The organism is Paenibacillus sp. J22R67, assembly GCF_059692175.1.
The window spans coordinates 407,778-429,312 of the sequence record NZ_JCAUAX010000005.1 but is presented as its reverse complement, the minus strand read 5'-3'; the positions used below and the strand labels follow the sequence as shown (position 1 = coordinate 429,312).

Annotated in this window: 19 protein-coding genes and 2 pseudogenes; 16 read left to right on the top strand and 5 right to left on the bottom strand. The window is 44.9% G+C overall.

Annotated features, from left to right (window positions below):
* Positions 1-119: 119 nt before the first annotated feature.
* The 3 genes from AC58VC_RS21860 (at position 120) to AC58VC_RS21850 (ending at position 3,263) form a co-directional block, all read left to right on the top strand.
* The gene (locus AC58VC_RS21860; RefSeq protein WP_497371261.1) at positions 120-2,042 is read left to right on the top strand and encodes a glucosidase family protein; all 1,923 of its coding nucleotides are present in this window, start codon (positions 120-122) and stop codon (positions 2,040-2,042) included.
* 121 nt (positions 2,043-2,163) lie between these two features.
* Positions 2,164-2,355, top strand: a complete 192-nt coding sequence (locus tag AC58VC_RS21855; protein ID WP_497371259.1) for a YgaP family membrane protein — start codon at positions 2,164-2,166, stop codon at positions 2,353-2,355.
* 239 nt (positions 2,356-2,594) lie between these two features.
* Positions 2,595-3,263, top strand: a complete 669-nt coding sequence (locus AC58VC_RS21850; RefSeq protein WP_497371257.1) for an FMN-dependent NADH-azoreductase — start codon at positions 2,595-2,597, stop codon at positions 3,261-3,263.
* A gap of 443 nt (positions 3,264-3,706) precedes the next feature.
* Here AC58VC_RS21850 and AC58VC_RS21845 read toward each other — a convergent pair whose 3' ends face one another.
* On the bottom strand, positions 3,707-4,132 hold the full coding sequence (locus AC58VC_RS21845; RefSeq protein ID WP_497371255.1) for a hypothetical protein: 426 nt from the start codon (positions 4,130-4,132) through the stop codon (positions 3,707-3,709).
* 228 nt (positions 4,133-4,360) lie between these two features.
* Between AC58VC_RS21845 and AC58VC_RS21840 the strand changes: the two are divergent.
* Positions 4,361-6,234, top strand: a pseudogene (locus AC58VC_RS21840) (alpha-L-fucosidase).
* Between the two features lie 12 nt (positions 6,235-6,246).
* On the opposite strand, the gene AC58VC_RS21835 reads toward AC58VC_RS21840, so the two are convergent.
* A complete protein-coding gene (locus AC58VC_RS21835; protein WP_497371253.1) occupies positions 6,247-7,140 on the bottom strand; it encodes an AraC family transcriptional regulator in 894 nt (297 codons plus the stop codon).
* A 126-nt stretch (positions 7,141-7,266) separates the two neighbouring features.
* Between AC58VC_RS21835 and AC58VC_RS21830 the strand changes: the two genes are divergently transcribed.
* The 7 genes from AC58VC_RS21830 to AC58VC_RS21800 all read left to right on the top strand — a co-directional run bounded on the left by AC58VC_RS21830 (position 7,267) and on the right by AC58VC_RS21800 (position 14,780).
* Positions 7,267-8,304, top strand: a complete 1,038-nt coding sequence (locus AC58VC_RS21830; protein WP_497371251.1) for a glycoside hydrolase family protein — start codon at positions 7,267-7,269, stop codon at positions 8,302-8,304.
* A 138-nt stretch (positions 8,305-8,442) separates the two neighbouring features.
* Positions 8,443-9,813, top strand: a complete 1,371-nt coding sequence (locus AC58VC_RS21825) for an ABC transporter substrate-binding protein (RefSeq protein ID WP_497371249.1) — start codon at positions 8,443-8,445, stop codon at positions 9,811-9,813.
* A 66-nt stretch (positions 9,814-9,879) separates the two neighbouring features.
* Positions 9,880-10,761, top strand: coding sequence for a carbohydrate ABC transporter permease (locus tag AC58VC_RS21820; RefSeq protein ID WP_497371247.1), 882 nt, complete (start codon positions 9,880-9,882; stop codon positions 10,759-10,761).
* Entirely contained in the window at positions 10,761-11,591 is an 831-nt protein-coding gene (locus AC58VC_RS21815; RefSeq protein ID WP_497371245.1) for a carbohydrate ABC transporter permease, read from the top strand. Before AC58VC_RS21820 ends, AC58VC_RS21815 begins: the two co-directional genes overlap by 1 nt.
* Positions 11,591-12,799, top strand: a complete 1,209-nt coding sequence (locus AC58VC_RS21810) for a trans-sulfuration enzyme family protein (protein WP_497371243.1) — start codon at positions 11,591-11,593, stop codon at positions 12,797-12,799. Before AC58VC_RS21815 ends, AC58VC_RS21810 begins: the two co-directional genes overlap by 1 nt.
* A complete protein-coding gene (locus tag AC58VC_RS21805) occupies positions 12,765-13,967 on the top strand; it encodes a GntR family transcriptional regulator (protein WP_497371241.1) in 1,203 nt (400 codons plus the stop codon). Before AC58VC_RS21810 ends, AC58VC_RS21805 begins: the two co-directional genes overlap by 35 nt.
* Before the next feature lie 30 nt (positions 13,968-13,997).
* A complete protein-coding gene (locus AC58VC_RS21800; protein ID WP_497371239.1) occupies positions 13,998-14,780 on the top strand; it encodes a phytanoyl-CoA dioxygenase family protein in 783 nt (260 codons plus the stop codon).
* Positions 14,781-14,935: 155 nt separating this feature from the next.
* Here the strand turns inward: AC58VC_RS21800 and AC58VC_RS21795 are convergent, their stop codons facing one another.
* Complete coding sequence (locus AC58VC_RS21795; protein WP_497371237.1) at positions 14,936-15,130, bottom strand: hypothetical protein; 195 nt, start codon at positions 15,128-15,130, stop codon at positions 14,936-14,938.
* Between the two features lie 198 nt (positions 15,131-15,328).
* Between AC58VC_RS21795 and AC58VC_RS21790 the strand changes: the two genes are divergently transcribed.
* Positions 15,329-16,492, top strand: coding sequence for an FAD-dependent oxidoreductase (locus AC58VC_RS21790; protein WP_497371235.1), 1,164 nt, complete (start codon positions 15,329-15,331; stop codon positions 16,490-16,492).
* A gap of 105 nt (positions 16,493-16,597) precedes the next feature.
* Here the strand turns inward: AC58VC_RS21790 and AC58VC_RS21785 are convergent, their stop codons facing one another.
* A complete protein-coding gene (locus AC58VC_RS21785; protein WP_497371233.1) occupies positions 16,598-16,894 on the bottom strand; it encodes a hypothetical protein in 297 nt (98 codons plus the stop codon).
* A 166-nt stretch (positions 16,895-17,060) separates the two neighbouring features.
* Between AC58VC_RS21785 and AC58VC_RS21780 the strand changes: the two genes are divergently transcribed.
* The 4 genes and pseudogenes from AC58VC_RS21780 to AC58VC_RS21765 form a co-directional block, all read left to right on the top strand.
* Entirely contained in the window at positions 17,061-17,756 is a 696-nt protein-coding gene (locus tag AC58VC_RS21780; RefSeq protein WP_497371231.1) for a response regulator transcription factor, read from the top strand.
* Positions 17,749-18,834: a sensor histidine kinase gene (locus AC58VC_RS21775; RefSeq protein ID WP_497371229.1), complete on the top strand. Its 1,086-nt coding sequence runs from the start codon at positions 17,749-17,751 to the stop codon at positions 18,832-18,834. Before AC58VC_RS21780 ends, AC58VC_RS21775 begins: the two co-directional genes overlap by 8 nt.
* Before the next feature lie 98 nt (positions 18,835-18,932).
* On the top strand, positions 18,933-19,793 hold the full coding sequence (locus tag AC58VC_RS21770) for a M15 family metallopeptidase (protein WP_497371227.1): 861 nt from the start codon (positions 18,933-18,935) through the stop codon (positions 19,791-19,793).
* Between the two features lie 38 nt (positions 19,794-19,831).
* Positions 19,832-20,287: pseudogene (locus tag AC58VC_RS21765) on the top strand (VanZ family protein); the annotation flags it as partial.
* Between the two features lie 12 nt (positions 20,288-20,299).
* On the opposite strand, the gene AC58VC_RS21760 reads toward AC58VC_RS21765, so the two are convergent.
* A complete protein-coding gene (locus AC58VC_RS21760) occupies positions 20,300-21,526 on the bottom strand; it encodes an MFS transporter (protein WP_497371225.1) in 1,227 nt (408 codons plus the stop codon).
* Positions 21,527-21,535: the final 9 nt, after the last annotated feature.

The following is a 21,535-nucleotide window of genomic DNA, read 5'->3' as shown; positions in this document are numbered from 1 at the left end:
GGATTAGATGTAGAGATCCGCGCCTAGCGCGGGTCTTTTTTTCTTTACATATGCCCAACCAGTTAGAATACGCTTAAGATAGGGCATCCATATCTACGGTTCTACTGGGAGGGGAAGAAGTGTCTAAACATCTGGAAAGATGGAGTTTGCAAGATCAAGGCATCCTATGGAACATTACACAAGACCGCGTAGATCCTCACGAAGATCATCTTGAAATGAGCGGCAAAAAGGTGTCCGTAATTGTCAGTTATGGTGTGAACCAAGTGGGGAAGTTGGTCCTTTCTCGCAAAGTAGTCTGGCCTACGCTTAGGACGATTCCTAATGATACCCATGGGAGCTTGATGTATGATTTTGAGCTGGAGTCGATGCCGACTTTATGGATAAATGGGAATCCTAGCGTAAATGAAAAGCCGGAATACTTTCAATTCGATGGTTTGCTGCAAATCCGAAGTAAAGCGGAAAATGGGGTTATGATTGAGAGAACCCTCTTTCCTTCGGTGAGTTCGAGAAGTGTTTATGAGAAATTCGTGATTACAAATACATCTGATCAAGCCGTGTCTATCAAAATCAGCTCCTCCTTGCCGCGAAAATCCGTAAAAGGAGTTGCCGGTATTTATTTCATCGAAGTTTCTCATGATGCTGCAAGTCCGTACCGGCTCGGACCTCTGGAGTCTTGTCAATTCAGTGCTCGTATAAGCGCGAGGCATATGCAAGAGAAGGATGAAAATTTGGATGTTCGTCAGGAAGAAGAACGAAGGATTGATTTTATAAGGCAAATGAATCAAAACGTACGTTTAGAAACGCCAGATCGGGTTCTCAATCAAATGTTTGCATTTGCTAAATTAAGAGCCGCGGAAAGCATTTTTGAAACGAAAAGCGGCCCTATGCATGGGCCTGGCGGCGGGCGTTACTATGCGGCTATTTGGACCAATGACCAAGTGGAGTACGCCGGACCCTTTTTTCCGTATCTGGGATATGCGCTTGGCCATGAAGCAACACGTAATGCGCTACATTTGTATACAGCTTTCATGGGCCCTGACTATCAACCGATTCCAAGCTCCATCATTGCAGAAGGCAATGATATCTGGGAAGGAGCTGGAGACCGCGGTGACGCGGCCATGTATGCTTACGGAGCGGCGGTTTTTGCGCTTGCATTAGGTGACAAGGATGTCGCTATTGAATTATGGCCAGCTATCGTATGGTGTTTGAACTTTTGCGAAAGGCAAAAAAATAAAGATGGCGTTATCGCATCGGATTCTGACGAGTTAGAGGGTAGGTTTCCAAGTGGTTCGGCGAATCTTTCGACCTCTTGTTTGGCTTATGCGGGTTATGTGTATGGTTCGCGTTTAGCTCGCGAATTAGGTGAGGAGGCAGTTGCCAAACAATATGTGTCATCTGCTCAGGAGCTGTATGAAGCTATTGAACGATATTTCGGTGCTGCAATTGAAGGCTTCGATACCTACCGATATTACGACGGTAATGAGCTTTTGCGATCATGGATTTGCTCACCACTAGTTATGGGGATTGAGGAGCGCAAATCGGGTACGATCGCTGCTTTGCTTTCCCCGAGGCTGTGGTCAGAAGATGGATTAGTAACGCAAGCTGGAGACGCTACATTCTGGGACCGATCCACATTATATGCTTTACGGGGGTTATTTGTCGTAGGCGCAACTGAGGAAGCAACCTCTTATTTACTTTCGTATTCGCGGCGGAGACTATTAGGAAATCATGTCCCTTATGCCGTTGAGGCTTATCCGGAAGGCAATCAGAGGCATCTTTCTGCTGAAAGTGCATTATATGGCCGGATTATTACGGAGGGTATTTTTGGGCTCCAGCCTACAGGATTGAGCAGCTTTACTTGTAAGCCAAGGTTGCCTGATGCTTGGGATCATATGGCCCTTCGCTCCGTTTTTGTATGTGGCCGTGAGTTGGATTTGATCGTGAATAGGCAGGGTGGTAGGATTGAGCTGATTGTCTCGGATAAGGATGGCTTCATCAGATTCGAAGGGGCGATAGGGGCAGCTTTTGAAGTGAAAACATAAGTTAGGTTGAATGAGGTTCGTTCCGTATTTACGGTTTGTGACTAAGTCACGGTTTATGCAATTTGTCTTTGCTATAATCATCACATAAAGACAAAACAAACCTTGATGGAGGGAACAAATCATGAAAAATGTTGGTGGTACTGATCGTTTTATCCGTATTGTATTGGGGATTATCCTGTTGTCGTTGTTCTACTTCTTGCCTGGATATTGGAAATTATTCGGATTCGTTTCGTTTCCGCTCTTGATTACAGGATTTGCGCAAAAATGTGCGATTAATCAGATGCTTGGACGTAATACTTGTAAAATACGATAAAGTAGATATGTGAAAGCTGCAGGAACTGCAAGGGCTATCCGATTCGGATGGCCTTATTTTATTGGCGCTTTTTTCCATTTTGGAGGGAACTACAGGCCTTTATTTTTATGACGAATTTTGATACTTCAGGTTAAGTGATTTGCATAAAAAAACAATAGATATTAAAAAATAGAAGAAGGAGAGGATAGCGGAATTATCATTGGAAGGTCATCAACCAATCATCGGGGAGTGTGGAGAATGTGGGAAAACTGTTAGTCATTAATGCTCATCCAAAAGTGGATTCAAACACTTCTTTTAGTTTGCGAGTGTTGGACCAATTTATGAAAGTATATAAAGATAATCAAATGCAAGGCGAGACAATCGAGCAAATTAATCTTTATGAGGACGAGGTGCCGTTAGTCGACAGTACGGTTCTTGCGGCTTGGGATAAGCTTGCGGAAGGTGAGCAATTGTCGAGTAAGGAACAGAGAATAACAAGCAGAATGGCGGCTGTTCTGGCACAGTTCAAGAGCGCAGATAAATACGTCATTGCAATGCCGCTCCATAATTTTAACGTGCCCTCCAAACTAAAAGATTATATGGACAACATCCTTATTGCACGCGAAACGTTCAAATATACGGAAAATGGATCAGTCGGACTACTGAAAGACGGGCGCAGTATTGTAGTCATTCAAGGAAGCGGCGGCGTTTACACAAATAATGATTGGTATACAGAGGTGGAGTTTTCGCATAAATATCTCAAAGCCATGTTTAATTTCATGGGACTAGAGGATTATCAAATCATTCGCGTTCAAGGCACGTCCGTCTTGAATCCTGAGGAGATTATGCAAAAAGCTAATCAGGAAGCAGAAGATGCCGCGCGGCGTTTGGCCAAACATACAAAAAAGGACACGCAAGAGGTCCAATAACAGGATGAAAAACCCCTCAGATCAATGATTTGAGGGGTATTCTTCCAGGAATAATTTATTTAGTTGATATCCAATACAGTAGGAATAGACTGAAAAGAACAATGAACAAGACATTTAGTATCAATAGGCTATTCAGATTCTTTACTGTATGCTTGGTGTATGACTCACTTGCTACTTGGTTTTTGTGGGAGAATCCTAAATAAAGTGTGGAAACTAAAGCCACTAAACAGATCATGCCTGTAAACCAATAATAGAACATGATTCATATCCCCTTTCTTATTCTCTCTATGAAATCCATCTTCTCTTGTATCTGTTTTTATTGTAGCTCATTATGCACAGACTCGAAGTGATTGAGATCACACTTTGAGCGAGTAAATTGAGCGTACGAATTGCGACAACAAAAAGCCGTCTCCAAAGTCACAGGCAACTTTGGAGACGGCTTTTTAGTGTCTTAAAGGATGGAATCTGCGGCGGCGAACGAACAATCTCGTTAAAGCTTTCAAGAATAGAATCGATATCGACTTTTTCTTTGGAGACGGATGCCGCATGGAGCGTGGCGTTAAGTGCGTGGAGGAAAGCACTAAGCTAAGCTCATGCTTCACTTCCGTTGTACGTACCGGTTCAATAAGGACTGTCATCTCTGCGGTACTGGCGACTTGGGCTCTGCTTTCCATCAGTACATCCAATCTGCGCTCATATTCAGCAATCCGATTAGAGAGGATTACATTTTCTTGTTTTAGCTTTTTAATAAGTTCATACAGTAGTTTCATGGTTAGTTTTGGCCTCTCCGACAAGTTCGTTTCTTGATTATCGCAATTAGGGGACAGCAGCAACAATAGCTCCTCATCACTGATCACTTTATGTGCCACGATGGGTCCTCCTTTTAATCATAGTATTAATCATAGATTAATAGATTGGATATAAAATGTCGCTCGAAACACGTTGTCGTTTTGTAGGCTTTAATGATGAACGATGTTTCCCTTGAAAATGAGGCTTAAAACACTGGAAATTTATCTAAATGATCGGAATTTCATCTAAATACAAATCACCTACCGGACGGCATAATGTAGTAAAACTACTTGGAGGACCTCATCAAGATGACAAAGTATAGTGAACATTCTGCCCTTATGGAACCAGAGGAGCGGGACCTGTTAGCGGTAGAACAGGCGGTTGCGGGTTGGTGGCCTGTTTCCCTAATTAACAAGGAAGAGCGGTTTTCGTGGTGGCGCGAAGCTCGGTACGGTTGTTTCATCCATTGGGGTCCATATTCGGTAACCGGCGGAAGATGGAAGGGCCAGCCATCCCAAGGTTATGCGGAACATCTCATGAGGGCTCAGAAAATCAGTCTTGAGGATACAAGAAGGAATGTATCGAGAAATTTAATCCGCAACTATTTGATGCGGAGGCATGGGTACAGCTATTTAAAGCAGCTGGCATGCGATATGTCGTCATTACGGCAAAACATCATGATGGCTTTGCGATCTATCCATCGGGTGCCTATCCGTTTGATATTCGGATGACGCCATTTCAGAGAGATCCGCTGCAAGAGCTTAAGGAGGCTTGCAAACGGCATGGCCTGCGGTTCGGATTTTATTATTCGCATGCCTTCGATTGGGAGCACCCGGATGCCCCCGGCAATGACTGGGAGTATGCGAATCCGGGAGGCGATCTGCGCCTGTACGAAGGAAAGGGCAAGCTGTGGTTCAACGAGCATCCAGAGCTTGTCCCCAGGGTAGCGAACTATTATGTGGATCAGAAATCAATCCCGCAGATTGTAGAGCTAATCAACAAATATGAGCCGGATATTTTGTGGTTTGACACACCTCATAAATTGCCGCTTTCGGAAAATTTGAAAATTTTGAAAGCGATTCGTGAGGCGGATGACCGCATTGTCGTCAATGGGCGTCTTGCACATGGATACGGTTTTGACACTTTCGCCGATTATGTGAATACGGCAGATCGCGCGTTAGAGATTTTTCCATGCGAAGGCGACTGGGAAACGATCCCAACGACGAATGAATCGTACGGCTATTCGGCAGATGACCATAGCCATAAGCCGGCAGACGTCTTTGTTCAACTGTTGGCGAAATCTGCCGCACGAGGAGGCAATGTCCTCATGAATCTGGGCCCAATGGGAGACGGTCTCATCGATGAAATCGATCGTTCGATTCTGCAAGGAATCGGTTCTTGGTTAGATATGAATGGGGCGAGCATCTACGGAACCCAAAAAACGCCGCTTGCTGTCCAGAGTTGGGGAGAATCTACGAAACGAGGAAATCAATTATTTCTTCACGTATTTGATTGGCCACAGGATGGAAAATTGGTGCTAGGCGGCTTGAAAAGCCATATTAAGAAAGCGTGGTTGCTGGATGACGAAACGGAGAGTCCGCTCACTGCCAAGAGATTGAACTACTACGATTGGGAGATCCATGTGCCTCAGAAGGAACCGAGCACGTATCATCGGGTAGTAGCCATTGAAGTGGATGGAGAACCTGCCGTGCATCCTGGGCGGTTGATAAGCAGCAGTCAGGTGACAACTTTAAGAGCTTTTGATGCGGAAGTGAGCAAAGGGATTGGTTATGGAGATGGCAAGAAGGGCAATGATTATGTATGTAAATGGACAAGTATCCATCAATTCGTCAAATGGCGTGTAAGATTAAATCATCAAGGTGTATTTAAGTTGGTGATTCGCATGAGCGCGCCTGGACCTGCGTATAAGGGGAGCTATGCTTTATGCCTAGGCGATCAACGGATTCACGGTGATATTGTACCTTCTGAAACGGCTGCCTCATTACAAATAGAGCACGAAGTAATGCTTCCAGCAGGCGAGCATGACCTCATGGTGCTGCCTGTCTCCATCGAAGGGGAGGAGCTAATGAGGCTTCATGCGATTACGTTAATGCCGTTGTCCACCAATCAGGAGCAGAAAGAAACCTTTGAAGAGCTTGATACAACGGATGTTGGGAATTAACAGCTGCCACGGCTAATGATTTTCCTTTCTGGAATGGGACACGGTTGCTAGCTTCGTCTGTTTCCTTAATTCGGAGGGAGGAAGACCAAAATATTTGGAAAATTGCAGGGAAAAGTAATGGACGGAGGAAAAACCTAGATCTTCTGCAATCGATGTGATCGAGCGTTTACTTTCATGGATAGTCGCATAAGCTCGCTGCATTTTAATCCGAAAAAAGCACTCTTTTGGCGTCAGTCCGGTCATTTTCTTAAACATACTATAGAACTGTGATTTCTTTAATTGGCACATTTCCAGCCACTGCTCATAGGGCGGATTCATCCCAGGATACTGTTCCATGAGATCGATGATCTTTTGAATCCGGTAATCAGGGATATTGTCGGACAGATTTAAATTGACTAGCTGTAAAATCCAACTGTAAAGCAAACTGTTTACGATCTCGGCTTTATATTGAATATCCAATCGGTTCATACGGACAATCTGAATGAAGGTTTGAATGAGCTCTGGATACCGGGTTAGCTGAGTAATTCCTGTTAATTGTTCCAATTCGTTGCATGGTTTGCTCTCTGTCATGAGACCAGGTTCGAAATCGAGCTGTGGATCGAAATAAAGATGCTGAATCGTATTTTTTTTCGTGAAAAAATCACAGTACATATCATAGGAAGAAATCGGCTGTGATTCATTCATCTGAAAAGTATGTTTAAGGCCTGGTGGGATGAATACAAGCGTGCCTTTCTTTAAAGGATAACTGCGGCCGTTCATCTGCACAGAGCCAGTCCCTTTATAAATAAAATGAAAAGCAAAGCAGTAGCCGAATCTGTTTTTTTCTTTCACTCTGCCGGAATAAGCATGATAATGGGCTGCCCGAATGGATGGTTGGATCGAGACGATAGAAGTTAATTCCGTCATTGGTTAACACCTCAAGTCTGCGGAATTGCAAGAATGCTGCCATTTTACGCGTTTTTCTTAGGATAAACCGCTTACAATCAGCTGTCAATTGAGACTAACATTTTGAGCACATAATGGAGGGTATATATGACTATACAAACAAAAAGCTTGTACGACAGGTTAAAACCAGCGCCTAAGAACGGCGGATTCCGGATGGAAGGGTACTGGGTATGGTGCGGTTCCGTTATAAAAGGCGAGGATGGACGCTTTCACATGTTTGCATCAAGGTGGCCCAAGCATCTGCCGATGCACCCAGGCTGGCTTGTTCACTCGGAAGTTGTTCGGGCGGTCTCAGATACGCCGGAAGGGCCGTATGCGTTCGAGGAGATCGTGCTTCCTGCGCGCGGAGCTGAATATTGGGATGGTCGCAGCACGCATAATCCGCATATAACGAAACACGGGGACACCTACGTGCTATATTATATGGGCTCAACAAACCCTCTGGCTGATGTATTGCCGGGAGAAGAATTTGGACTTACTGATCCGCGTTGTATCGTTGCTCGCGCGAATAAGCGTATAGGCATTGCCACCTCTACAAGCGTGTTCGGTCCTTGGGAACGAAGGGACGCTCCGATTTTACCGACAAGACCAGGTCATTTTGACAGTTTCCTGACCTCGAATCCTGCACCTTGTATTCATAAGGACGGCTCTGTCATGCTCATTTATAAAGCACGTCAATACGAAGGCAATGTACACGGGAAAATGATGATTGGTGCGGCGCGCGCTGAACATTTTGACAGTACCTACCACGTAGCCAGTGAAGATCCGGTATTTCCGCCCGCAAAATTTCATCTGGAAGATCCATTTATTTGGCATACGGGTGAGAGATATGAGCTTATTGCCAAAGATATGGATGGCCACATATGCGGGGAGCTGCATGCAGGCATTCAGGCTCACTCCGTGGATGGATTAACCTGGCAGTTATCCGACAATCCTAAGGCATACTCCAGGAAAATCCGTTGGGATGACGGCACGGAGACGGTCATGGGCAGCTTCGAGCGACCTTTTATTCTTTTCCAAGATGGAAAACCAACGCATTTATTTGCGGCAACAGCAGATGGAGCAGGGGGATTCACCAAAGCTTCTCATACATGGAACATGGTGGTGCCGATTGCCTCGGAATAACGAATAAGACATTGAAATAAACAAGCCGTTCTCTGTTTACCAGAGGCCGGCTTGTTTATTTTTAATGAATAGCTAAGACATATCTATTGAATTAAGACAATATAGTTGAATATAACAAATTTGGGGAGGCCGTGAGATATGGGGGCAGCTGCAATAAAAGGATGGACAACTATGCTAGCGGGAGTCATGTTATTAGGGAGCTTAGCAGCGTGCAGCGGAAGCGGGGGTACGAGCAATACGCCTGCGCCTGGCGAGAGCACGCCAGCTTCTACGGATGCTCCGAAGAGTACGGAGCCTGCTGCAAAACAAGTAACGCTTCAGATGATCGAAAGTCTAACGAGCCCGGAGCGCACGAAGCTGCTCCAAGACGCTATTGGACGGTTTCAGAAGGACAATCCCAACATTAAAGTAGAACTCATTTCGCCACCTTTCGATCAAGCAGACAATAAGATTAGAACGATGCTGGCTGCCAAGCAAGACCTCGATATTCTCGAGGTTAGGGATCTGAACATAGCAGAGTATGTCAATAATGGTTATCTTGAGCCCTTGGATACGTACGCATCAAGCTGGGCGGATAGCAAAACACTTTCGGGGACATCCAAAGTTGTAGGTTCAACGGGCGGAAAACTTTACTTTATCGCAAATGCGCTATATCAAAGACAAATGTTTTATCGGAAAGATTGGTTTGAGGCCAAAGGGTTGACAGCGCCGAAAACGTGGGAGGAACTGGTGGATTCTGCCAAAAAACTGACCGATCCGAAGCAGAATCGTTACGGCTTCTCATTCCGTGGAGGTTCGGGAGCAAATGGGAACTTTGATCATATGATTTATGATTATAATGACAAAGTCATGAATATAGACGATGCCCCTTTTACGAAGGACAGCAAGACGGTATACAGCACACCCGAAGCCAAACAGGCTTTAGAATTGTATAAAAAGCTGTACAAAGAAGCGTCGCCGCCAGATTCCATCAACTGGGGCTTCCAAGATCAAGTTCAAGCTTTTACGTCAGGTGTAACCGGCATTTTGCTTCAGGATCCTGATGTGATTAAGGTGCTTCAGGACAAAATGGACCCCAAAACACTTGAGACAGCAGCTATGCCTCTCGGGCCTAACGGCAAGTCATTGGTCAGTACAGGGGCGGCAGGATGGGGGATAACCGCCAATTCCAAAAATAAGAATGAAGCTTGGAAATTGATTTCTTATCTCTCAAGTCCGAAAGAAAATACGGAATTCTCCAAACAAATCGGCACGATTCCGATCCACACGTCGGCAACAGCGGACACGTTCTTCCAAACGGGTCCCTATAAAACGCTCCTGGACATGACGGCCAAAGCGGATACTTTCGTCAACTTTACACCGCCTTTTAAATATCCGGGGAATGGCAGCTGGGGCGAGCTGAGCATGAAAGGGCAGCAGTCCTATTTGCTGGATAAGAAATCCTCTGACGACCTATTGAAGGAATGGGATAAATTCTGGTTGGATCAGCAGGCGGGTTTGAAAAAATAAGGAAGCAACAGAAAGCGGCGGGCGCTCATCGCCTGCCGCTGCTGTCTTACCGGGGAGGTGTTCGATGTGAGTGCTCGGCAAAAATTCATACTCTCCAGCTTGCTGCCCGCACTGATGCTAGTTCTGATTTTCACCTATTACCCCTTTCTCAAAGGGGTAGTCATGGCTTTTCAAGATTACAAACTGTTCAATCTGAAGCAGGTGCATTTCGTCGGCATGCAAAACTTTGTTGATGCGTTCCGAGACCATCAATTCCTCGCCGCGCTGAAAAATAGCTTGTACTGGGTGTTCTTTTCGTTAATTTTGCAATTTTTATTGGGGTTCATCCTGGCGCTGTTTTTGAATAAGAAATTTTGGGGACGAGGCGTTTATCAAGGATTTATTTTTTATCCGTGGGCGTTATCCGGCTTTCTAATCGGTCTGATTTGGAAATGGCTGTTTAACTCGCAAATCGGCGTTATTAATGATCTCTTGCTGCGATTTGGTATTATAGAGGACCGGATTGGTTTCTTGTCGGATCCCAAATGGGCGATGTCTTCCGTTATTGTTGCGAATGTCTGGTATGGCATAGCTTTCTTCACGATCATGCTGCTGGCTGCGCTGCAATCTATTCCTTCGGAGCTATATGAAGCAGCTAGCATTGACGGGGCCAACGGCTACCGAAAGCTGCTTGATGTGACAATTCCTTACATTATGCCAACTATCATTGCTACGACTTTGCTGCGTGTCATATGGATTTTCAACGATCCAACGCTCATCTATGGGATGACGAATGGTGGGCCGGGAGGCGCCACACACATTTTGTCTTCCTTAATGCTAAACAAAATCATCTATGACGGGGATTATGGGTCAGCTTCAGCCGTTGGTGTGATTATGATCGCAATGCTGTTTCTGTACACCGTATTTTACTTGTTGGTAACGAAGTCAGAGAAAGTAGGTGACTTCTGATGAAACAAAGATTCGGATATCGGCTTATCAAGGTTGTTTTTCTCTCTTTTTACTTCGTCTTGATGGTGTTTCCATTATACTGGATCGTGATTACCTCGTTGAAACCACAGAAGGAAATCTTCAGTTTTCCAATTCATTATTGGCCGCAGCAATTCACACTCCAGAATTACATTAACATTTTCAAAGTATCAAAGTTCAACGTGTATATCGCCAACAGCCTGCTTGTCTCCATCACTTCTGCGCTGATTGTTATCGTGATTGCTGTATGCAGCGCTTATGTGCTTGCACGATTCCGCTTTCGTGGCCATAAACAAATTATGCTCGGGTTCTTCCTTACACAAATGCTGCCAGGTTTCATCTCTTTGGCACCACTGTATATGATGATGTCAAATATGCATCTGCTTAATCAACGTATTTCATTAATTTTAATGTATACGGTCATTCTGATCCCTTTTTCTACGATCATGCTGCGGGGCTTTTTCCAACGAATTCCGTCCAACCTAGAGGAAGCAGCGATGATTGACGGTTGTTCCCAGCTATCTGCCTTACTTCGAGTAATCATTCCAATTATGATGCCAGGTATCTCCTCTATGTTTATATTTGCTTTCGTACAAAATTGGAATGAGCTATTCTTGGCCGTTATGTTTATTGATAATGAATCGCTAAAAACGCTTCCAGTAGCTATGAATTCTTTTATTCTCAAATTTAATGTCGATTGGGGTTCAATGTCCGCTGGAACAGTGATTTCTGTACTGCCAACTATTCTATTGTTCGCTCTCGCACAGCGGTTTATTGTGGAGGGATTAACGCAAGGGGCGGTGAAAGGCTAATGACTGCAAATGAGAAAATGTTCTCAATCGTCGCACATGATGAACATGATGACCAACACCACGGCTCCATCAATGTTCCCATTTACCAGACCAGTTTATTTTCCTTCGATACGTATGATCAATATAATTTGGCAAGAGTAGATGAGCAAGAAAATTACGTGTACTCAAGAGGCAACAATCCAACTGTACGATTCCTGGAAGACAAGCTCGCGCAGTTGGAGCAGGGTGAGAGAGCCAAATGCTTCTCATCCGGAATGGCGGCCATTTCGGCTGCGATTATGTCAATCGTCAAGACAGGCGATCATGTGATATGCACGCATCAAGCGTATGGCCCGACAAGGGAGTTCCTCGGCAATTATCTCCGAAAATTCGGTGTTGAAACGACTTTTGTTGATGGCAGTGAGCAAGATAACTGGAAAAATGCGGTGAGATCAAATACGAAATTACTTTATTTGGAGAGTCCGACGAGTATGTTTTTTCAGCTGCAGGACATTCGCAGTTGTACGGACTTGGCAGCTTCCATTGGAGCGGAAACGATTCTCGACAATTCTTGGGCGACGCCGTGTTTCCAAAATCCGCTCAGAATGGGAGTCGGTCTCGTCGTCCATTCGATTACGAAGTATATTTCCGGTCATAGCGACTGCTTAGGAGGCGTCGTCGTCGGTTCCAAGCGGTTAATGGACCCGCTAATGTCAACAGAATATATGTTATTCGGCGGCGTTATGACACCACAAACAGCAGGGTTGGTAATGCGAGGTCTCCGAACACTGCCATTACGGATGCAGCGCCATGAATCAAGCGGGCTTAAAGTTGCTGAATACGTCAGTAAACAGAGTTATGCCGCGAAAATTAATCACCCTGGGCTTCCGATTCACCCTCAGTATGAACTGGCAAGTTCTCAGATGTCTGGCACTGGTGGTTTATTTTCCTTTGAATCGTCTGAATCCGTCGACAAACTAAGGGCTTGGGCAGACCACATGCAATATTTCCGGATTGGCGCGAGTTGGGGCGGATTCGAAAGTTTGGTCAATGTGAATGCTCTGAATGCCAACGATCCGCAACTAGGTACGCTTGTCCGACTCTACATCGGTGCTGAAGACCCTGATGACTTAATTCGCGATCTGGAACAAGCATGGCAATGTGTCACACGGAGCCCTTCTGAGGAGGAGCTATATGAGCAGAATCCGGGTATCAGCCAAAAGGGATGAACGTCAGCCGCTTTATTTGCAAATACAGGAGCATTTTAAACAATTAATTCTTTCAGGAGAACTTGAAGTAAATAGCAAATTTCCGACGGAAAAGCAGTTGATTGAACAATTCAAGGTCAGCCGAATGACGGTGTCTAATGCGCTTACGCAGCTCGCGAAGGACGGGTGGATTTACCGAATTCCGGGGAGAGGCAGCTTTGTCAGCCCAGGGTATGAGGAGAACACGGATAATAATTTGGACGACGAATTGGAGTACAATCACTCACCTGCTGGCAAGCAAGCAAAGGAGTTAAGCAGACCTACTCCCACGCGCAAAATGATTGGTTTAGTTCTTCCCTTTTTGGAAGATTTCTTTGCAATCCGTCTACTAAGAGGAATCCAGACCGCTCTGGCAGATACCGGCTTTTATTTATCCATCGTGCTTTCTCACAATCGACAGGAGCGGGAGAAGGAAGCGATTCAGGAGTTGATTCTTAACGGAGCGGCTGGGCTTATCATTTTTCCGATTGATGCAGAGACGTACAATGAAGAAATTTTGATTTTGAAAATGAACAAATTTCCGTTCGTACTGGTGGACCGTTTCCTGCCGGGATTTGAAACGCATTGTGTTTGTTCGGATAATATGGTGAGTGCACAGCTGGCTGTTAATCATTTGTGGGAGCTAGGACATAGAGATATTGCGATATGCTCGGATATTTCAATCGGTACGATGACCGTTGACGAGCGGATTCGCGGTTACATGCAAGCGCTGAAACAAAAAGGTTCGATGATTAATCCATCGTTGATTGTGACTGATTTTGAGGTAAGCGATAGAAATTCTATTGAAAAACATCCGCTATATTTGTACATGAAGAATCGTACTGCAACCGCATACATTACTTTGAACATGAAGTTAGGCTTATTTATGGCTGGACTTATTAAACATTTGGGGATGAAGGTCCCGCAAGATCTATCTATTATTACTTACGATAATCCGTACTCAGAGCTAACTGATAATCGGGCATTCACCTACATTGATCAGCATGAGCAAGAAATAGGCTCGAAATCGGTTGAACTGCTGCTTCAACAGCTCGGTAACAAAGAGAAGATGAGCGAACCTATGAAATGGATTGTGAAGTCGGCTTTAGTTGCAGGCGAATCCTCGGGCAGCATAGCGGCAAAGGTATAAATTCGGATATTGACAAGGAGGAGTTATCGAATGAATCCTATCTCTAGTCCAGGAGAGTTTACAGAGTTAGATCGATTCACATTTGAATCTTGGGGCTATCTGCTGATTCCCAATGTCCTCTCAGAAGAGGAAGTCAACGAATGTCTAGAAGCTTCTATCCGCTTGCATCAATCAGCCGGCACTAAGGGCTGGGCACAAGTGGGAAGGGGATATGAAACTGAAATATCCTTGGAGCGATTGATCGATCATCCTGCTGTACTGCCCAAAGTCAGGGCGCTTTACGGTGATCGGTTTATTATGCAGTCCGGTTGGTGTACGAAACAGCCGGCTTTCGGCGGGGTAGGCGGTTGGCATCAAGACGGATCAGGCGCTTACGACTTTCGTAAGCTTGGCTATCCGATTCCACTGCTTCAACTGAGGGCTTCCTTTTTACTGACGGATCAGACGCTTCCGCGAACTGGCAATATGGAGCTCATCCCAGGAAGCCATCGAAGCCAGGTTCAGCTGCCGGACGCGATTAGAGCGAGCAGGGAAAGCGTACCAGTCAGCCATGTCATATGTGCTCCGGCAGGGTCGGTCTTATTTTTCCATAACGCGGTTTGGCACCGCACTTATGCGCATGATGGGGACTATGACCGTTACACCATGCACTATATTTATAGCCCGCCTTGGGTGAGATGCTCCGATCGATTCGAGAACAATCCAGAGTTTCTGCAGCGTACAACACCGACTCGCCGTTATCTCATGGGAGAATTTGAAAGACCTGATGCGCCGTTTGGCGCCAGCTATCCGACACAATTTGAGAATGAATGATTCGCGTGGCACATAATGAGAAGAGCCCAGGATGGACGTTCATCCTTGGGCTTTTTGCACACTTATTTTTCCCGAAATCCGCTATTTTATGGGTTGAAAATAAACAAAAGCCCAGGGATATTTTCCCCCGGGCTTGCTTCCAAACTTGTCTATGGTTATTTTTGATATGAAACGAAAGAGGCAGGCTCCTCATAAAATGTAAATCCATAAAATTTATTGTTCGGCAAATCATTTGTTTTCGTCTTGACAATCGGATCTGTCTCGCTATTTTCTTCAACTAAACCGAGTCCAACAATTGCTCCTGCGAAAAATAGAAATGTGATTGCAATGACAAAATGATTCTTTTTCATGTGAACTCTCCTAGGTAGTTTCTACATCGGCTGCAGGATTTGCTTGATGGTGATAGTTTTATTGTAAACCATGTTTAGCGTAAAAGTTGTAGAAACGTGGCACTGCCAGAGAAACTACCTGTTTATTTTCAGTTTAAATAGCCATCGTATACTTTGGTCAGTTGATAAATAAAATCTAACGCCGAGGTGTTGATACGTATGAATACTACCAAAGAACAGCAACGCATTGCTATCATAGGAGCAGGTCCTGGAGGATTGACGTTGGCCCGGATCTTACAGCAGCATGGGATTAAAACGACCATTTATGAACGTGAAGCATCCCCTGCAAGCCGTAAGCAAGGCGGTTCGTTAGATATCCATTCCGATTCTGGACAGAAAGCGCTGAGAGAAGCGGGTTTAATCGAACAATTTGAGGCGCTAGCCAGATATGAAGGACAAGATTTCCGACTTCTAGATAAATTCGGTAACGTGTATATGGATGAGGTGGCGGAGCCCCATGAAGGGGATAGGCCCGAGATCGATCGTGGGGCGCTGCGTGATCTGTTGTTAGACTCGATCGACCCTGGCACGATTAAGTGGGGGCACGACTTCGTTCAGGCGATTCCCTTGGAAAATGGGAGGCACGAGCTGCATTTCGAGAACGGACATGTGGATACCGTTCACCTTGTTGTAGCGGCAGACGGTGCATTTTCCCGGATACGACCGATGCTTACAGAATCTGTTGCCGCCTATAGCGGATTAAGTATGGTTGAACTTTATATTGAAAATGTCGCTTCCGCTCATCCGGAATTGGCTGCTTTTAATCGACGCGGCAAAATGTTTGCCTTTGCGGATCATAAAGGGATTTTGGGTCAGTTAAACGGGGATGGCGGTATTTGCGTATACGCGGCTTTTGAAGTTGAACGTGAGTGGCTGGATACATGCGGCATCCCGTTTGAGCAGCCTGAAGAGGCGAAGCGGCAGTTGCTGGAGCATTTTCGCGATTGGGATGAGTCGCTGACCAACTATATCCGCTGCGCAGATGGGGCTATAGTGCCAAGACGCATCTATAGCCTGCCCGTTGGACTCAAATGGGCGCATAAATCAGGCGTCACCTTGATTGGAGACGCCGCGCATCTGATGTCGCCATTTGCAGGCGAAGGCGTGAATTTAGCGATGTTAGATGCCGCAGAGCTGGCATTGTCCATCGTTCAACACGTAGACTTGAACACGGCCGTTCAAGCCTACGAGGAGAAGATGTATGCTTACTCGTCCCTTTCAGCTGAGGTGTCCGATGCGAATCTGAAGCTTTGCTTCTCTGATGATGCCGCTAGCAAACTGGCGGATCTGATGAACCAGTATCATGAGGCAGCGAGTGAGTAAGGTTTGTGAGAAACAGAGGCTGTCCCCAAGATAGGCACACATTGTAACGATGTTTCTCATCGCTACAGCTGAAAAGGCGGGGCTTCCCCAGCTCTGCACTGGCTTCTAACGATGTATTACATCGTTACAGCTGCCCTTGCAGTCGCTGGCACACACTGTAACGATGTTTCTCATCGTTACAGCTGAAAAAGCGGGGCTTTGCCCGCACTGCACTGGCTTATAACGATGTTTTGCATCGCTATAGCTGCCCTTGCAGTCGCTGGCACTCACTGTAACGATGTTTCTCATCGTTACAGCTGAAAAAGCGGGGCTTTGCCCGCTCTGCACTGGCTTATAACGATGTTTTGCATCGTTATAGCTGCCCTTGCAGTCGCTGACACACACTGTAACGATGTTTCTCATCGTTACAGCTGAAATAGCAGGGCTTCCCCACCCGAGTCTGTCCCACAGAGCTACGATTAGTTACTTCTGGGACAGCTTTTTTTGCTTTTTTAGCACAGAAAATGGGCAAATGTGCGAAATTCGGATAGAATAAGAATGACATATTTTACATAGAAGAGGTATATGGATGAAGCGAATAACCATATTGGTCGCGGATGACGAGGCGGAGATTGCCGATCTGATTGCGCTGCATTTAGAGAAAGAAGGCTACCAAATTATCAAAGCAGCAGATGGAAAAGAGGCTGTTCATGCAATTCAAACGCATTCGATTGATTTGGCTATTCTAGATATCATGATGCCTAAGCTCGATGGGCATGAGGTGACGCGGCAAATTCGTGAAAAGTATCAAATGCCGATCATTTTTCTGAGCGCCAAATCATCTGACTTGGATAAGATAACGGGTTTGGTGATTGGGGCCGATGATTATATGACCAAGCCGTTCAATCCTATGGAACTAGTCGCCCGAGTGAACGCACATCTGCGTAGGTCCATGCAATTAAGCCAACCCAAAGCTGACCATAACCTGCTTGAAACAGGCGGATTAACGATTGATCCTGACAAACGGACAGTGAAGCTGTATGGCGAGAATATAGAATTAACGCCGAAAGAGTTTGATATTCTATATCTGCTAGCAGCGCATTCCAAGAAAGTGTTCAGTGTGGAAAATATTTTCCAGCAAGTATGGGGCGAAGCCTTCTATGAAAGTGGCAACACCGTCATGGTGCATATCCGTACGCTGCGCAAAAAACTAGGTGAAGATGAGAACAATAAAAACAAATGGATCAAAACCGTTTGGGGCGTGGGATATACATTCAATGGCTAAAATGATACGAAGTTTCCGATTCCAAATGATCGTTCTATTAGGGATGAGCATGCTTTTGTCGGGCATTTTCACGTTCATCCTTTACAAAGTCCTGCAGCTTTACTACAGTGGTGTTCGGCTTGAAAATCCTTTGGCGAAATTTCGCCATGTGATTGCTAACATTGGAGATTTTAATTTTTTCTTAATCATTTTTATCCCTCTGGCGATTGTATGTTTCTTTTTCCTTACCAAACCTTATGCCGCTTATTTTCATGAGATTTCCACGGGGATTCACCGTCTAGCTAATGGTGATTTCGAAAGCCGTGTACACATTTCATCGAACGATGAGTTCAGAGATATTGCAGAAGACATCAATATGGCAAGTGAGATGCTGCAAAAAGCGGTGGAGCGAGGCGATTTTGCGGAAAGCAGCAAAGACCAGCTGGTCTTGAATCTAGCTCACGATTTGCGAACACCATTAACCTCGGTTTTGGGGTATTTAGATTTACTGCTTCAGGACAATCAATTGACGTCGGAGCAAATCAAGCATTATACGACAATAGCTTTTACCAAATCTAAGCGCTTAGAAAAGCTTATTGATGAGCTGTTTGAGCTCACAAGAATGAATTACGGCATGCTTTCAATTGAGAAAAAACAAATCGATCTAAGCGATCTTCTCATTCAGCTTAATGAAGAGTTGTTCCCTGTTTTTGAGAAAAGTCATCTACAAGCTAGATTGAATATCGAGCCGCATTTGCTAATTTGGGGTGATGGGGAGCTGTTGGCGCGAGTTTTTGAAAATTTATTAACGAATGCGAATCGCTATGGAAAAGACGGCCAGTTCGTGGATATCAACTGTCAGCTTGATGCAGGCGAAGTTGTGGTCCAAGTCGTCAATTATGGCGATAGTATTCCACCGGATGAGCTGCCGCATATTTTTGACATGTTTTACACCGGTGATCGGGCCAGGACGCATCAAGGTGGGAGTACGGGACTCGGTCTGTTCATTGCCAAAAATATTGTGGAACAGCATCAGGGAGCGATTTCTGCCCAAAGCAACTTGATTCGTACGCTTTTTGAAGTGCGTTTACCGCTATAATGAATGAAATTTAAGAAAAACTTTAAGTTTATCCCACTTCTTTCTTAAAAAGTTTGCTCTATTCTTATGTTTAGATAAGAAGAAGGAGGAAACGAAGAATGAAGAAGTGGGTTTTTTGGCTTGTCATACTTGCACTACTCGGATATGAAGCCATGCACCAGAAACCGGAACGCGTAAATGAAAAGCAAGGGATAGAGAAATTCGATATTCGAGAGTCGATTCCCTCAAAGAGCGAACAAACGCTAAAGATCATGAAAGATCAAATATACCAAGGCAATTTAGTCTTAGTTAATAAGGATTACCCGATCCATCAAGTAGGGATTCTCACGGATGTGGTCAATCTTTCTCAACATAAAGAGTTGGTCGATGGTTATGTTTTATTAGATAACACAATTCGTTTGTCTCGAAGCATAGTGAAAAATTTTACAACGATGATCCGTGCTGCCGATAAAGAGGGGATTCATCATTTTATGATTAACAGCGGCTACCGGGATAACAACGAGCAAAGCAAACTTTATAAAGATATGGGCCCAGATTATGCTTTGCCAGCGGGGAATAGCGAACATAACTTAGGGATATCTCTTGATATTGGTTCTACGCAATCGGAGATGAGTCAAGCTCCTGAAGGGAATTGGCTTAAGAAAAATGCTGCGACCTACGGGTTTATTTTACGTTATCCCAAGGATAAAACGGCCATCACCGGCATTCAGTATGAACCTTGGCATTTCCGATATGTTGGTTTACCCCACAGTCTGATTATGCAGCAAAAGAATTTAACGCTCGAACAGTACTTGGATTTTCTGAAACAACAGAAGACGCTAACAACGACGATTTTGGGTGTAAATTATGAAATTTCGTATCACTCGATTTCGAAGGACACAACCATTCAAGTGCCAAGTAATAGTAAATTTCTGCTGTCTGGCAACAACATGGACGGCGTCATTGTGACTGTATTTTAATGAATGGATTCAAAATCTCAGGAAGGTGAGGACGCCATATGAAACAAATGAAATACATGTATGACGCTGCGATGTCCGGACTATTTGCCCTCTATATGTACGTGGTGTTTAAAGTTATCTTATTTAAGTTCGGTTCGATGGACTTCTTCTTCCTATGGGAGCAGCTTCAGAGAAGTCTAGGGAATCCGAGCAATATCCATCATCGATTGCAAACAGCGAATTTCCATCCATTCGTGTCCATATCTCAGAATATTCATAGTCTATCCGGCCATGACATGATCAATTTGTATGGAAATATTCTAATTTTCATTCCTTTTGGCATTTTCTTGATGCTATTGTCGAAAAAATCAAAAATGTCATTGTTAGGCGTAGGTTTTCGATCTTTAGCCTTAAGTTTGAGCTTGGAATGCTTAGAGGTTTTATTTTTAATCGGCAGCTTTGATGTGGATGATCTCATTTTAAATGTGTCTGGTGGTTTGATTGGTTTTTGCCTATGCAAACTAATGTTAGCTGCTAGCCCCTTGATCGGGGTCGGTTCCTTTCGTTTCTTTGCCAAAGAACAGCAGAACCAACGCTCCGAACACAATGGCAATGAAAAAGATGGTAAATATCGAGGTAATGCTGTGATGTCGAGACACCAATAAGCCCACAAGATAAGGGCCGATGATACCTCCAACGCGTCCAAAGGATGCGGCAAGTCCTACGCCTGTCGAGCGGACGTTAGTAGGGTATAGCTCGGGTGTGTAAGCATACATGGCTCCCCATGCGCCAAGATTGAAAAAAGAGAGGCTGATCCCTGCTGCAATAAGCATGGCCTCTGTGCTGGCTGAGCTGAACCAAATCGCGCTAAATGCTGTTAACAGCAAGTAAGTGACGAGAACAAACTTACGACCGAATTTCTCAATAAAGTAAGCAGCTGTAAAATAGCCTGGAAGCTGTGCTAGCGTCATGATCAACACATATTGAAAACCTTTTACAAGACTAAAACCCTTGAGAACCATGACGGATGGAAGCCATAGAAATATCCCGTAATAGGAGAAAACCACGACAAACCAGAGAATCCAGAGCGTAATGGTTGATTTTCGAAAATTTGCTGACCAGACGGAAGTTACGCGTTCTTTGAGCGTTAATCGGCGATTTCGCTCTGCGTTAAAACGCGGTGAATCTTGAATAGCTCTTCTTAGGTATATGGCATACAAGGCTGGCAAGGCGCCAATGAGAAAGGCTGCTCTCCAGCCATAAGTAGGAATAACAAAATAGGAAATTAAAGCCGCGATAATCCACCCGCATGCCCAAAAGCTTTCGAGCAGCACCACTGCCCGTCCCCTTTCTGTAGCAGGAAACGATTCCGAAACTAATGTGGAAGCAACGGGGAGCTCCCCTCCAAGACCAAATCCAGTAATGAAACGCAGGATACATAACATAATGAAACCTGTTGCTAATGCGGAGAGTCCGCTGGCAACAGAAAAAATCAGAAGTGTAATCAACAGCACGGATCTGCGACCATAGCGATCTGCACTTGCACCAGCAACGGCTGCTCCAACAGCCATTCCTATTGAATTAATGGCTGCCAATAGGCCTATTTGCTGTGCTCCCAATTTCCAATCAACAGACAGAGCGGCAACGATAAAGGAAATAATCCCTACATCCATGGCATCGAATAACCAGCTTATTCCTGCGCTAAAAAGTAATTTACGTTTTGCTGGGTCTTGCAGCAATGATGGTTTACTCATGTTCGTATA